The sequence below is a fragment of the Pedobacter hartonius genome (genome assembly GCF_900107535.1).
In the GTDB taxonomy this organism is placed as follows: Bacteria; Bacteroidota; Bacteroidia; order Sphingobacteriales; family Sphingobacteriaceae; genus Pedobacter; species Pedobacter hartonius.
The window spans coordinates 155,087-169,755 of record NZ_FNRA01000008.1; the positions used below are offsets into that span (position 1 = coordinate 155,087).

Consider the following 14,669-nt stretch of genomic DNA (forward strand, 5'->3'; position numbering starts at 1 on the left):
TTTCAATTCATTAAAAGGTGAACCTGAGGTTAACGCCAAATCTTTTGGTTGTTGGCACAGAAAGGTTGTCATACCCTTGGGAGTTACCTGCACCCAATGAACTTACTTCAGGGTCAAAATTTGTGTATTTAGGGAAATTTGGTGCGTAATACCACAAGTTACGGCCGGTTACCGAAATCATGCCTGATCCGAACGGTGTTCCTTTCAGCATGCTTTTAGGGAACTGGAAGGCAAGGGATACTTCGCGCAGACGGAATACAGTAGCGTCAAAAATTGATCCTTCATCCACACCACCCGGGCCTATACCGCCGTTAAAGAACAGATCTTCATAAGAGATACCTACGTTATTAGGAATGGTATTCCCGTTTGCATCCAGGATAGGCTGCAGCGTTGCCGGGTTACCCAGTACTCCAGGAGATACCAAAACGCCTTCCCTGTTTTCCGTATCCCTGGTTACACCGCGGGATAACATTTGTCCGACAGTATTGGAATACAGATCGCCGCCCTTTTTGAGGTCGAACAATACAGAGAGAGAGAAATTCTTGTAAGTGAAGTTATTGGTAATACCCAGGATGTAATCAGGGTTAGGATTACCGATCGCTTTTAATGAACCGGACTGCAATGGTTTCCCGGTATTCGGATCGATCAGGATATCTCCTGCTGAATCACGTGCATAGGCAGTTCCGTAGATCAAACCGTAAGCCTTGCCCACCATGTGTACACTGCTTGTTCCGGCTGCACCACCAAAAACGAACTGCTGGTACCCGCCAAGGTTGTTGATCAAGTTCCTGTTACGGGTAAATACTGTTGAAATATCCCAGCTAAATCCATTCGGGTTACGGAAAGGTGCCAGGTTCAGGGCAATCTCCACCCCTTTATTTGTAGCCTCACCCAGGTTTAAGATCTGGGTAGTGAAACCTGATGAGGGGGCTGCCGTTACCTCAAAGATCTGAGAAGTACTTTTCTTATTGTAATAAGTAACATCAAGGCCGATGCGGTTTTTAAAGAACTGCAGCTCTGTACCTACCTCAAGCTCTGTGATAAACTCAGGCTTCAGATTGGAATTGGTTAAGAGGTTGGCCAGTGTGGAAGAATTATAGGTACCATTTGAATTTGTGAACGGCGAGCCTATAGAACCCACACCGGTAGTAGCACCAAGCGGTGAATTTACCAGGTAGAATTCTGCTGTCTGGTAGGCGGTAGACTCATTACCTACACGGGTGTAACCACCTCTGACTTTACCAAAGCTAAGGATCTTGTCATCCATCTTGAAGGCTTTCGTGAAGATGAAGGAACCATTTGCACCACCATAAAAATAACTTCTGTTGTTAGCCGGCAGTGTAGAAGAGATATCATTACGTCCAACTAAGTTTAAAGAGGCGTAGTCTTTATAGTCGAAGGTGATATCCGTAAAAAATGCATAGTAACGTTGTTTCAATAAGTTTCTGTTGTTGGTTAACTGGATAGGTGTTACAGAACTGGTGTTCGTGATTGTGTTCAGATCCGGCACAATAATTCCGTCGCCGTAAAATGCTTTACGGTCTGTTAAACGCTGATTGATGTTATTACCCGCAATCCACCTTAAGGAGAGGTCGCTGGTTAGTTTTTTAGTAGCAGTAACTAAAAACGTGTTGTCCAGCTCCTGACGGTAGATGTCATCTGTGGCGATACTTCCGTTTGAATAAGATGAAGAACCTTTACCACGTACATTCAGTCTTCTGTCAGTATAGGCGTTGAAACCTGCAGTATTCTGGATGTTTAACCATGGCAGCGGATCAAATCCAAGCACAAGGTTACCATAATACCTGTCTACATTGCTTGTGGAAACACTATGTACGGTAGACCAGTACGGGTTATCAAGCCCTGTATAATCATATACGTTACTTCCGTCAATAGGATTTTCGTAAGGGTTGCCAGTAAGGTCAAAACTTGTAGGTGTGTACATTAAAGCCGACATGATCGACCCGGTAGCACCTCCGATAGGTGGCGTTTTTTGTCCTGTAGTCACATAGTTCATGGAACCACTCACGTAGAACTTGTTATCCAGCTTCATATTTCCACTGATGTTGAACGAGGTACGGTTGATCGAATTTCCCGGAACAACACCTGTATTGTTCGTTCTTGAAAAACCTGCATTCAGGTTTCCTTTTTCGCTACCGGAAGAGATGGAAAGCGCATTTTCATAAACACTTCCTGTTCTGAAGAAATTCTTTGCATTTTCTTCAGCATAAGATCGGTAAGGGATCTGTATCGGTGTAACACCATCGGCCTGGTATAACTGCGGGAAAACTGCCGATGAGAACTGCCTTGTTAACTGGGCAGGGATGGTAGCCCTGGTTGGCAGGATACTCTGAACACCCGGAAAAGGCTGTCCCCATGAACCATAAACCCCCTGGCGGTAATCGTTATTGGTTCCCTGTCCGTATTTGGTCTGGTATTCCGGAAGGCCGGAAACATTTTCAACCGAATAGGACGTATTATAGGTGATCTCAGTTCCTTTTCTGCTCATTTTCTTACCTGCTTTGGTAGTGATGATCACCGCACCATTGGCAGCTCTGGAACCATATAATGCCGCAGCAGCCGCACCTTTCAGTACCGTCATGCTCTGGATGTTATTGGGATCAAGGTCAAACGCACGGTTGGTAACGCTTGAACCGCCGCTGCTCTGTCCACCTACATTTCCGAAACTGGAGTTGTCAAACGGAACACCATCTACAACAAATAAGGGTTGGTTGTTACCATTCAGTGAAGAACTACCACGAATGTTGATATTGGTGGAACCACCGGCAACACCACCGGAAGAACCGATGTTCACCCCTGCAACTTTACCGGTTAAGGCACGCAGCGGATCAGGCTCAGATTTCTGGGCCAGTTTGTCTGAACTCAGCGTGGAAACAGAATAGCCCAGCGTAGTTTTTTCCCGCTTGATACCCGCGGCCGTCACCACAACCTCACTCAGTGCATTTGAACTTTCGCTCAGCTGAACATTGATCACAGTATTTGCTTCTACCAGGACTTCCTGAGTTTGAAAGCTCACATAAGTAAAGACCAGCACACTTTCGTTGTTTGGGATGCTGATCCTGTAATTTCCATCGGAGCCCGTGACAGTTCCTGTTTTTGTACCCTTAATGGACACACTCACGCCGGGAAATGGTTTGCCGTCAGCTTTTCCGGTGACCTTACCCGTGACAATGCGCTGCACGTTAGGCAGGACCAGGCCGTTTGCAATCAGGCTATCGGCGAATGCGAGCTGGTTTTTTTTTAAAACGATATATTGACTGGCATTTACGGTATAATCAACATCGAGTGCTGTAAGCATCCCATTTAAAATATCGCCTAATTTTTCCTGGCTGGCATTTACACTTACCTTAGTGGTCAGCGGAATAATGGTTGAACTGTAAACAAATTTCACATTTGCCTTATTCTGGATATTATGGAGTGCTGTTTCCAGCGTCACATTTTTTAAATTGATGGAAAGCCTTTTATTCAAAACACTCTCTGCGGAAACAGAATTGGCGAATAACACACCTGAGAGCATAAATAGCGAAATGATCTGTAAAACTGATACCCGCATGAGCTGAATAAAAAGAACCTTTCTGGTTTCCTTACATTTTTGCATACATTTGTTTGATTTTTTGTTAATTTCCTGATTGAATGAGACAAAAAAGTCCCTTACCCATATCATATGGGTGATTCTTAATAAAAATTGAAGGGGAATTCTGTGGCAGAGGTGGCTTCAACACCTCTGCCATCTGTAGAGAGAGTTTCTATTTTATCATAGGCTTTTCATTTAGTTAAGATCTCTGGTTAGGTTTAGTTGTCTTGTTTATCTGTTAATGTTACGGATTGTCCGTCGATGCGGAAGTCGGCGTTAAAAGCTTCGCTCATCATGCTTACTGTATTTAACAGGGACTGATCTGTAAAATCAGCGGTTATACGGTTACTGTTTAATTTCTTATTCTCTACTTTAATATCTATTTCAAATTTCTTTTCTATCCTTTGCAATACATCTTCAACGCGGGCGTCATTAAACTGCATGTTGTATTCTGTTCCCCTGGTGAGTGAAGCCACTTCAACCACAGGCTCGGCCTGTTTAACAATTGTTTTCTTAAGCTCCAGATAAACGGCTTTCTGATAGGGATGTAAAATAATTGCCTTCGAATTTGCTGAACTTAAAAAGACACGCCCGGTCAGCACCTTCACTTCTATTTTATGGCTTGTATGTTTAATATTAAAACTGGTACCCAAAACACGGGTGCTTAAGCCTGCACAATGGATCACAAAAGGGTGGATATGATCTTTAGCGATTTCAAAGAGCGCTTCACCTTCGAGGTCTACATTGCGTAAAGTTCCTTTGAACTTTACAGGATAGCTGAGTTTACTTTCTCCTTTAAGCCATACAATACTGCCGTCCGACAAAATTGTCTTCGTGATCCCGCTGCCGGAATTAATGGCAGAAGCAAACTGCCGGATATTTAAAATTTCTTCAATCCTGGTATGAAAGATCAGCAATAAAGAACAGCATAAAATTACCGAGGCGGCGATTTTAAATGCAGGTCTGAGTTTCTGAAACAGAGACCGTTGTACTGCCTCAGGTTGTTTTATCCGTTCTTCCAGCACTTTAAAAATCCTTTCACCCCGCTCTTCCTGCTCCGGTGCCGTTAAGCGCTCGGAAGCAGTATGATCGGTAATATGCTGAAGCCACAATTCCACATTGTTTCTTTCGTCAATGCTGAGCTGATTATTCAGATATTTTTCCAGTAATTTATCAAAGTCCTTATTCTGCATTCTTCGTACTGCATATTATTGCAGTTTATATATGTATGTCAATTCAAAAAGACATTACACCTATCCTATATTAATTTTTTAAAAAAAAATATCAGGAGAAAGCAAAAACAAAAAAAACGGCCGGGGCCGTTTATATACTGTGGTTGATAAAACATGGGGGGATTCATTTCTTGTTAAATCTCATCAGGTTCACCACCTGACTTCACCTTCTTCGCTAAAGAATTTTCCGGTAGCTCCTTCATCAGGAAGTGTAGCACATCTAACAATGGGTTTAGCTCCTTCTTCTATTGTTTTCGTTCCTTTATAATTGTTAAAGTCGGTAGCGGTATGGCCCGGTGTGACACTGTTCACTTTAAACTTTGAATTTCTAAGTTCATAGGCTAACGCTATAGTATAAGCGTTAACAGCAGATTTCGACGCGCCATAGACAGCGAAAAATGGTTTTACCGAATCATACTTAAACCAATTGGGATCACTGTTTTCTGTTAAAGAACCCACTTCACTGGAAACGTTCACTATTCTTGGAGATACTGATTTTTTTAAAAGGTCTAAGAATTGCTGCGTTACTTCTATGGTTCCAAATACATTGGTTTGAAACGCCCTTCTGTAGTTTTCAATACTGGTAACCGATGGCTCTTGCGGCATATTACCAAGAATGCCTGCATTATTGATAAGTACATCTAACAATGTCGTTTTTCGCTCCATTTCTGCTCTTGCTTTTTTGATCGAATTACTGTCAGAAATATCTATCTGCAAAAACTCAACATTGGAAAAACCAGAATTATTCAATGTCTTTACTGCTTTTTCTCCATTTTCTTTGTCCCTGCTTCCCAGGTACACAAAGTATCCTAATGCGGCCATTTGTTTTGCCGTCTCAAACCCAATTCCTTTATTGGCTCCTGTTATTAGAACTTTCTTCATTGTTTTACTTATTATTATTAATCGTTTCCGAATTGTAAACTGTTGCGGTTTTTTTTGTATCAGCCTTTTCTTTTTCCCCAAGAAATAATACCAGCACTGCTGTTAAGCAACTAAGTGCTCCGAATACATATACCATCTGATAATTGTACCACAGTGCAATCAGACCGGCAACGGGAGCTGCGATACCCAAAGACAAGTCGAAAAATGCGCCATAAGCACCCAGGGCTGTTCCACGCATCTGTGGAGACACTTTTTTTATAGCCATTACTCCCAGCGATGGAAATATCAATGAAAATCCTGCCCCCGTGAGGCAACACCCCAGAATGGCGATTGATCCGGAACCTGCAAAACCAATGAGTAACTGTCCTGCAATTTCAATAATCAATGATATCAGGGCGACTGCATAGGCTCCGTATTTATCCGGGAAGGAGGAGAAAAATATCCGGACAAGAATATAACATCCGCCAAACATCATAAATGCCTGCGATGCATTTCCCCAGTGTTTTTGTGTAAAGAGCAAAACGATGAACGAGGATATGCAGGCAAATCCAATGGAAGCGAATGCAAGTCCCAATCCCTGACCTGAAACCTTTCCAACAACTTTGTAAAAAGGTGCACGGACATGACTCAAATCCACGGGCAATGAGGGGAGCTTATGTGTTATGATCAAACTTAAACCGGATAATAATGAGATGGCTCCAAACGCACTTTCTATTCCGGTTGTTTTGAACAATGCAATGCCCAATGGTGCCCCTAAGGCGATTCCTGCATACATGGCTATACCATTCCATGTCATGACTTTGCCGGATTTTTCTACGCCTACCAGTCCGATACCCCAGGTTAAAGACCCGGTGACCAATAAACTTTCAGCTATTCCATGCAGGATTCTTGTTGTTAAAATAATTGTCAATGCTGTAGCAGCGTTCCTGCTAAATAAAGCCGCCGTCAAATAAAGTATGCCGGTAATTATTCCTAACGTCCCACCTATACGGCTGCTTAACCTGGCACCTTTTGTATCGGTAAGTTTACCCGCATAAGATCTTGTCAGCAAAGTAGCCAATGCCTGCGTGCCAATAACAACGCCAACAATAATACTATTATACTTTAAGCCCGTTTCAATATAACCGGGCAAAATTCCGAGCATCATCCCTATAGTAAGGTAAACGGAAAATACGGATAAAATAATTGGAATTATTGTTTTGTAAAACCCCGGCTCAACATTCTTTTCAATAGTTGCATTCATATAAATCACTTAAATTTTATGATGCAAAATTAATAAGGTCAATTCCAATAAGGGGTAGCCATATCATGGCAATAATTGGACATATTATGGTTTCTGTTCTCTAAAAGCAGAAGCAGTGACTCCGGTGTTGTTCTTAAAGAAGCGAGAAAAATAGGCCTGATCTTCATATCCCAGTTCCCAGGCAATTTCCCTTATGTCTTTACCGGAATAAGAAAGTAATCGTTTGCCTTCCAGAATAATCTCCTGTTGAATCCAGTAGCTCGCAGGGAATCCGGTTATTTCCTTCATGACCTCATTTAGGTATAATGGTGTGATATGAAGAAGTGAGGCATACGCTTTTACCTGTTTTAATTTTAGGAAATGTTCCTTTATCAATTGCCTGAACCGGGTAGCTAATATGTACTTGGGACTATTGATACGTTTGAACTTTGTAGAAGCCCCCAGCAGTTTAGAGGCAATTAATCCTGAAATCGCATCCAGCAAAGATTTAATAACAGATGACATCAAATCGTCATTCCCCTTTTCACCCAACCACCATATTCCCAGATGACCAGCAAAAGCAAAAACCGGGTCCTTTTTATCAAGATCAGTATTTTGAGTGATATTCAACATGGTATCAAAGGCTTCCCGGAACTGTTTCGAAATATAATTAGAATCTACAAACAGCAGCCAGCCTTCACATTGGTCTGTCTTTATATAACGATGTACCTGTCCCGGGGCAACATAACAAATTCCTGCATCATTGATTTCTATGGTATGAAAGTCAACTTCAAAAACAAAATATCCACTCTCTTGGATGATGAACATATAATGGTCATCACGATGTAATTCATAATCTATAAACTTAACCCCATGCAAAGACATGATGTCTATGCCGCTTTGTTTTAATTCATCCTTATGGATTAATATTTTATGTTTTGAAACCAATTTTGCTTTTTTTGAAATCAATTCTACTGCTTGCTGGCAGTCATGGTATATGCCAAAGTTATTTTAACCGCTTCCTGTAAAATTAGGTAACGTTAGCGAATAGTTGTATTCTTTTTTTGAGCATTTTTTATATCCTGCCACCCAATTTTTCATCTGCACAGTAATGGTTTAAGCGTCAGCCCGTAAATCAAAACTCCGGGATTGGTAACCAAATTCAGTGGGTAAATAGTTTTAGCAGAAGATTAAAAGCATAATTGTAAGAGAGAAAAATTGTCCAAGAGAGGTTCTGAGCTGACGAAGAGCTTTGGTAAGCTGATTTTCCACAGTTTTATGGGAGATATTTAATAGATCAGCTATACTTTTGATGGATTGATGTTCATTTCTGCTCATTCTGAAGATTTTCTGACATTTTTCAGGTAATTTTGATACCTCATTTTCGATCAGGCTCTTTAAATCCGATAAATGGATATGCTCTTCATTTGAATTATCAACATACGAAGCTTTAAAATTCGCATAGTTGGAAGCATAGTCTCTTTTTACTTTTTCAGACCGTATATAATTGATGGTTTGAAATTTAACCGCAGTAAAGAGATATGCCCCGATTGAATGTGTAATTTTCAAATCTTTACGTTTAGTCCATAAGGAAAAGAAAGTCTCCTGCACAATCTCTTCACAAATAAGCTTATTCCTTAGTATATTGTACGCATAACGATAAAGATCCGACCAATAAAATTGATATACCTGTTCAAATGCATCAATTTCCCCATTCATCAGATGAACAACAACACTATCTTCGCTATATGTAGGTGCTTTTTTGATAATTAGGCGTTTTTAATAAAGACTTAGGTTAAAAATATGGAATTATTCCTGTAATATTATTAAAACATGACAATATTTAACCTTTTTTCAATAATTAAAATTCAAATGACCAATTACGCGACAAAAGACATAAATACAGGGTCATTATTTGCAAAATCCACAACTTAACCAAACAAATAACTCAGGAAGGATAGAGTTTTGATGCTTTCGGAAACCTTTGCTTTTCCTGAGCAGGGCAAACAACGCTCAGGATCAGCAATGGTATAATTTGATAATAGCTGTAATATAGTTTTTCGGCTATACTTTACGAAATAAATTTAAATTATTCCTTTTAACCCTGATCTTCGTGTTACTGGGGGGCTATCAATAAAATCCTTAGATTTGTTGTTCATTATTCAATATTCAACACTTGCATATATGACATACAAGGAAAAATTAAGCAAAATACGAGCACAAATGAAGGCGGATAGGGTAGATGCCTATATTATACCCTCAGCCGATCCGCACATCAGTGAGTATCTGCCAAAACATTATAAATGTATTCCATTTGCTTCCGGCTTCACCGGCTCTGCAGGTACGCTGGTCATCACGCATGACTTTGCCGGGTTATGGACCGACTTCAGGTATTTTGAACAGGCAGGAGAACAATTGAATGACAGCGGCTTTGAGCTGGTGAAACAAAAGATACAGCATGCCCCTGAATATATTCAGTGGCTAAATCAAAAACTGGATAAAGGAGCGGTTGTTGCTACAGATGAGAAATTACTGTCTGTATTACTGGGAGATCTCCTCACCCAACAACTATCCGCCAAAGGAATCAGCCTGCAGAGTAAAGACTATTTAAGCCCGATATGGGAGAACCGTCCTGAACTGCCAGAAAACAAGGCATTTTTGATTGACGAGGAACAGGCAGGGCAATCTGTGAGCAGTAAACTAGCTGCCGTAAGGGCTGAACTGCTGAACCATCAGGCAGATTATCACTTCGTATCTTCACTGGATGATATTGCCTGGCTGTTTAATATCCGGGGAACGGATGTGAGTTTCAATCCGGTGGTATTGAGTTTCGCACTCATCAGTCATGATCACGCGACGCTGTTTATTCATCCCGGAAAACTAACCGAAGAAGAAAAATTGGCACTGCTCAAAAGCGGAACGGAAGTACTGCCTTACGAAGAGATCGAGCGGGCCTTAAAACAGATTCCAGCAAATGTTTCAGTATTGATAGATCCTAAGCGTAACTGTTATGCCTATGCTAAACTAATACCGGCATCAGTACGGATCATCAAAGAACTCAATCCGTCCACGAGCCTGAAGGCAGTTAAAAATGAGGTAGAATTAAGCAATACCCGCGAAGCTATGCTGAAGGACGGAGTAGCCATTACACGTTTTTTAAAGTGGCTGGAAGACAACATCGGCAAAACAAAGGTCACAGAGCTTTCTGCTGCCGCAGAACTCCGTAAATACAGGGCCGAACAGGATGGGTTTATAGGCGACAGCTTTAATACCATCAGCGCCTATAAAGCTCATGGGGCTCTACCTCATTATGCGCCATCGGCCGAGAGCGATACCGAAGTTAAGGCGGAAAGCCTGTTCCTGGTAGACTCAGGCGGGCAGTATTTTTATGGAACTACAGATATTACGCGGACAATCCCAATGGGTGAAACCACAGCGCAGGAAAGAAAGGATTATACTTTGGTATTAAAAGGGATGATTGAAGGGTGTAGTGCGATATTTCCTAAAGGCACCTGTGGTTACCAGATTGACGCCATCACGAGGAAACCGCTATGGGACCACGCCATCAATTACGGACACGGAACGGGACATGGCGTAGGCTATTTCCTGAATGTACATGAAGGCCCGCAGGTATTTAACCCGACCAACACACCAGTGCCTGTTGAGCTGGGCATGATCACTTCTGTGGAGCCCGGCGTTTACCGTCCCGGAAGGCATGGTATCCGCATTGAAAACCTGGTGACTACAATTGCAATACAGGAAAATGAATTCAATGAGTTCTACGGGTTCGAAACACTGACCATCGCACCGATAAGCACCAGTATTGTGATCAAAGACCTGCTGGAAAAAGCACAGGTTGACTGGCTGAATGCCTACAATACTTCTGTATTTGAAAAACTGAGCCCTGCTTTAAATGATGAAGAGCGCCAGTGGCTGAAAGAAGCTACAAAGGCTATCTAACAAATAATCCCCAGTATGAACATAATTCATACTGGGGATTATTATGATAAATGGTTGACTACGACTGGAACCAGCTGTATGCTGCTCCTACAAGCGCTGCATCTTCCCACATGGTGCTTTGTTTTAGCACCACTTCTTTGTTTTTAAGGTGTTTCACTACTACAGGCATAAAACAATCCCAGGTCTTTGCAATATTACCGCCAATCACCACTACAGTCGGTTGTTCCTGATCGATGAAATCATTTAAAAATATAGCGAGGTTTTCACCAAACTCTTCAAATATCTGGTCTTTGATACCCTGGTCTTCAGAAGCCATCAGCGTGATCACATCTTTGATCTCCTTACCGGTCAGCTCCTTGTACCTGTTAGAGAACCAGCGGGTAGAAATATACTCTTCAGCAATGCTGTCTTTGAAGGGAATAAAGGCACGGTCTGAATCAATAGTTTTTCCCTGGCAATTACTTGCAGATCCTAAACCTGTACCCAGGGTAATACCCAAAGCACGCTTTTCCCCCGCTACTGCACCAGAGGCCAATTCACCGTGCAAAAACGATTCAGCATCATTTCTGAAAAGAATATTGCTTTCCGGAATACCTAATTTTTGAGCCAGGATTCCCAGAACATTCATTTCATACAAAGAGTCATATTTCTTGGTCCCTTTCATCAGGGAAATACCTTTTTCATAGTCGAAAGGACCAGGCATAGCGATACCGATATGTACCTGTTCGTCACCTGAACTTACGATCAGGGGTTTCAGCGCATCAACCCATGCTTTAATAATTACGTCAGCACCTTCCATGGAGGCTACACGTTCTCTAACCAGAGAATCTTTTACTATCTTGAAATCAGCTGCGTCAATGTGCGCAGCCGTGATATGCGAACCTCCAATATCGACTCCTATATAAGGCAGTCTGGACGATTTAAAATTCATATGCTTGGTTTAACTATATTGTGTTTTAGATTTATTTGACCAGTTTTAATAAATAGGCACCATAGCCACTTTTCACCAATGGAGTCGCTACTTTACGCAGCTGTTCTTTATCAATGAAGCCCATTCTGTAAGCTACTTCTTCTATACAGCCTATTTTCAGGCCCTGACGTTCTTCAATCACCTGAACGAACTGTCCGGCCTGCATCAGGGATACAAATGTGCCTGTATCCAGCCATGCGGTACCGCGGTTCAGTACACCTACCTTCAATTTACCCTGCTCAAGATATTCCCTGTTCACATCGGTAATCTCATATTCGCCACGGGGAGAAGGTTTAATGTTTCTGGCAATTTCTACTACGCTGTTGTCATAGAAATAAAGTCCCGGAACAGCATAATCAGATTTTGGCACCTCGGGTTTCTCCTCAATAGAGACCGCCACATTATCGGCATCAAATTCAACTACACCATATCTTTCAGGATCTGAGACACGGTAAGCGAAAACAACACCTCCGTCAGGATCAGAACTCGCCTGTAAGAGCTTGGCCATACCATCCCCATAGAAAATGTTATCTCCCAGGACTAATGCAACTTTATCTGTTCCAATAAAGTCCGCACCAATAACGAATGCCTGCGCCAGCCCATTGGGCTCATGTTGAACTGCATACGAAAACTCACAGCCCAACTGTTTGCCGTCACCCAGAAGTTTCTGGAAATTCGGAAGATCATGTGGGGTGGAGATAATAAGTATTTCTTTAATTCCTGCCAGCATTAATGTTGACAATGGATAATAGATCATTGGTTTATCATAAACAGGCATCATCTGCTTGCTCATCACCAAAGTTAAAGGATGCAGCCTCGTGCCGCTCCCTCCTGCTAAAATTATTCCTTTCAAAATACGCGTTTTAAAGTTACGGATTTGAAGATACACTATTTTCTAATTCCCTGTACCATTCCTCCCCATATTTTCTGATCAATGGTCCTTTTAAGAAGGTATAAACCGGGACTTTAAGTTCTCTTCCAAAAGTACAGGCATCTGAACAGATATGCCAGCGGTCATAGTTGAGCACATCAAACTCAGGATACTGCGTAATGCGTATCGGGTATAAATGGCAGGAAATGGGCTTTTGCCAGTCGACAATCCCCTGCTCATGAGCCTTTTCAATAGCACATTTCGTGATTCCATTTTCAAAAGTTACGTATGCGCACTCTTTGTTGCCATCTACACAGGGGGTAGTGAGGTCACCATCAGCATCTACCACAGAAGTACCATATTGTTCAATAGCAGCAATACCTTTTGGAGCAAGCATATGTTTGATCTTTGGATAGATCTCCGCTAAAATAGCCGTTTCTGCTACATCAAGCGGTGCACCAGAATCGCCCTCCACACAACAAATACCTTTACATTTATTTAAGTTACACACAAAACTCTCGCTGATGACGTCTTCGTGTATGAGTGTATTTTGTACTTCTATCATTGAATTTAATTTTCTTTTGCCAGCGGGTATCTCAACCCATCGGCAGATTTAATTTCCATCGTAACGGCACCAACAATTATTTCTACCTGCGCCTTTACGGGAACCCTGTTTCCATCGTCAGTAATCCAAAGATACAAACTGCTGTCTTTTCTAAAGATTCTGCCCGGCTCAATGGAAGGGCTGAATTTTAAACACCTTATATTCCCAAGTTTACTTTTAATGACTTCCTTTCCTACATATTTGATCTGCAGCTGATGGATCGATTTTCCCAAAAAATAATTGAGCTTAAATTCCTCGCCGATCTTCAGTTTGGAAATATCCAGGCTCCTGGAAAAATAATAGGCAGAAACTAGGTCAAACGTCTGATCAGTCGGAGTAGTAAAAGTTCCTTTATTGGAAACTACCTTTTTTGTATCCTGGTAAAACCTTGCTTTATCCTCTCTTTTATAGCTTGATTCTTTGATGTTCTCCTGGTAAAAATATGGTGTCAGGTTGTCTTTATCGATATAAGAATCGTAGTGGTCCCGTATTTTATAAAAAATATCAAAAGTTCCTGATGTTTTTGCGTCAACCACCAGTCTATAGGTGGGTTTACCGTCAAATTTCAGGTCTGAGTTCAGTACTTTAATAATACCTTCTGCTGCTGTGATAATGCCATATCTCAGTTTATACTGCAATACCTCCCCGGCCTGAAAGACAGGTTCCTTCTTTAAAGGCAGCTCCTGAGCTTTAGCATGAATTAAGGTAATCAAAAAAACAGTCAGCAAAAATAATTTTCTCATACCTTGTTTAAACACAATATTAATCCAGAAACTAATCCTTTCGTTTATAGATCGGAACAGTTGAACACGGCTCGCCATACATTATACTCTTAACCACGGGGGTTAACAAAGCAGTGATTTCTACATAAGCAGACACCGGAACATCGATATCAGCACAACCTTTGATGACTACCCTTTCATCCTTATAATCGGCAAGATCAATTTTAGCCAGCGCTTTTGTAAACAACACAGCCTCCAATACCTCAAGTCCGCCAAATACCACTTCGTTGGCGTAGGGCTTTAATTTATTGGCAAGCAGCATATATGCCCAGGTGGGTACAATCGCGTCCGCACTGCAGATAATAGCGATGTTCTTACCGGCATAGGAAGCCCAGTCATGTCCTTTGATGAACTCCCTGAAATCCTTTTCCCTCAGTATCAATCCCTGGAACAGATTTTCCTTCAGATCATATACCACACGTTCGCCCTGATGATAATAAAGCTCCAGGTTTAAGGTAATTAAACCACTGGAAGCAACCTTATTCACTATATTTTCCTGAATCTCCATGATTGTAAATAAAAAAAACCGGAAGTGTTGCTACTTCCGGTTT

General features: G+C 41.6%; 12 protein-coding genes. 1 reads left to right on the plus strand and 11 read right to left on the minus strand.

All coding sequences use genetic code 11. From position 1 onward, the window contains the following. Positions 1 to 10: 10 nt before the first annotated feature. From BLW16_RS14870 to BLW16_RS14895, 6 genes are all read right to left on the minus strand, one after another. Positions 11 to 3,619, minus strand: coding sequence for a SusC/RagA family TonB-linked outer membrane protein (locus BLW16_RS14870; protein WP_090558203.1), 3,609 nt, complete (start codon positions 3,617 to 3,619; stop codon positions 11 to 13). 194 nt (positions 3,620 to 3,813) lie between these two features. Further along, positions 3,814 to 4,788, minus strand: coding sequence for a FecR family protein (locus BLW16_RS14875; protein ID WP_090558003.1), 975 nt, complete (start codon positions 4,786 to 4,788; stop codon positions 3,814 to 3,816). Positions 4,789 to 4,977: 189 nt separating this feature from the next. Further along, positions 4,978 to 5,709 carry an SDR family oxidoreductase gene (locus BLW16_RS14880; protein ID WP_090558005.1) on the minus strand — a complete coding sequence of 244 codons (732 nt, stop codon included), beginning with the start codon at positions 5,707 to 5,709 and terminating at the stop codon, positions 4,978 to 4,980. A gap of 4 nt (positions 5,710 to 5,713) precedes the next feature. Beyond that, positions 5,714 to 6,952 carry an MFS transporter gene (locus BLW16_RS14885; RefSeq protein WP_090558007.1) on the minus strand — a complete coding sequence of 413 codons (1,239 nt, stop codon included), beginning with the start codon at positions 6,950 to 6,952 and terminating at the stop codon, positions 5,714 to 5,716. Positions 6,953 to 7,036: 84 nt separating this feature from the next. Then, the gene (locus BLW16_RS14890) at positions 7,037 to 7,900 is read right to left on the minus strand and encodes a helix-turn-helix domain-containing protein (RefSeq protein WP_090558008.1); all 864 of its coding nucleotides are present in this window, start codon (positions 7,898 to 7,900) and stop codon (positions 7,037 to 7,039) included. 210 nt (positions 7,901 to 8,110) lie between these two features. Next, on the minus strand, positions 8,111 to 8,650 hold the full coding sequence (locus BLW16_RS14895; protein WP_090558010.1) for an RNA polymerase sigma-70 factor: 540 nt from the start codon (positions 8,648 to 8,650) through the stop codon (positions 8,111 to 8,113). 465 nt (positions 8,651 to 9,115) lie between these two features. On the opposite strand from BLW16_RS14895, the gene BLW16_RS14900 reads away from it, so the two are divergent. Further along, a complete protein-coding gene (locus BLW16_RS14900; RefSeq protein WP_090558012.1) occupies positions 9,116 to 10,891 on the plus strand; it encodes an aminopeptidase P family protein in 1,776 nt (591 codons plus the stop codon). Positions 10,892 to 10,949: 58 nt separating this feature from the next. Here the strand turns inward: BLW16_RS14900 and BLW16_RS14905 are convergent, their stop codons facing one another. The 5 genes from BLW16_RS14905 to BLW16_RS14925 are packed head-to-tail and all read right to left on the minus strand — an operon-like array spanning position 10,950 to position 14,626. Then, positions 10,950 to 11,822 (minus strand): ROK family protein, encoded by an 873-nt coding sequence (locus tag BLW16_RS14905; protein ID WP_090558014.1) that lies wholly within the window; start codon positions 11,820 to 11,822, stop codon positions 10,950 to 10,952. Between the two features lie 31 nt (positions 11,823 to 11,853). Then, positions 11,854 to 12,714, minus strand: coding sequence for a glucose-1-phosphate thymidylyltransferase RfbA (gene rfbA, locus BLW16_RS14910; protein WP_090558016.1), 861 nt, complete (start codon positions 12,712 to 12,714; stop codon positions 11,854 to 11,856). A gap of 16 nt (positions 12,715 to 12,730) precedes the next feature. After that, positions 12,731 to 13,297, minus strand: coding sequence for a DUF3109 family protein (locus BLW16_RS14915; RefSeq protein WP_090558019.1), 567 nt, complete (start codon positions 13,295 to 13,297; stop codon positions 12,731 to 12,733). Between the two features lie 5 nt (positions 13,298 to 13,302). After that, on the minus strand, positions 13,303 to 14,079 hold the full coding sequence (locus BLW16_RS14920) for a DUF3108 domain-containing protein (RefSeq protein WP_090558021.1): 777 nt from the start codon (positions 14,077 to 14,079) through the stop codon (positions 13,303 to 13,305). Positions 14,080 to 14,110: 31 nt separating this feature from the next. Continuing rightward, a complete protein-coding gene (locus tag BLW16_RS14925; RefSeq protein WP_090558023.1) occupies positions 14,111 to 14,626 on the minus strand; it encodes a DUF2480 family protein in 516 nt (171 codons plus the stop codon). Positions 14,627 to 14,669 lie beyond the last annotated feature (43 nt).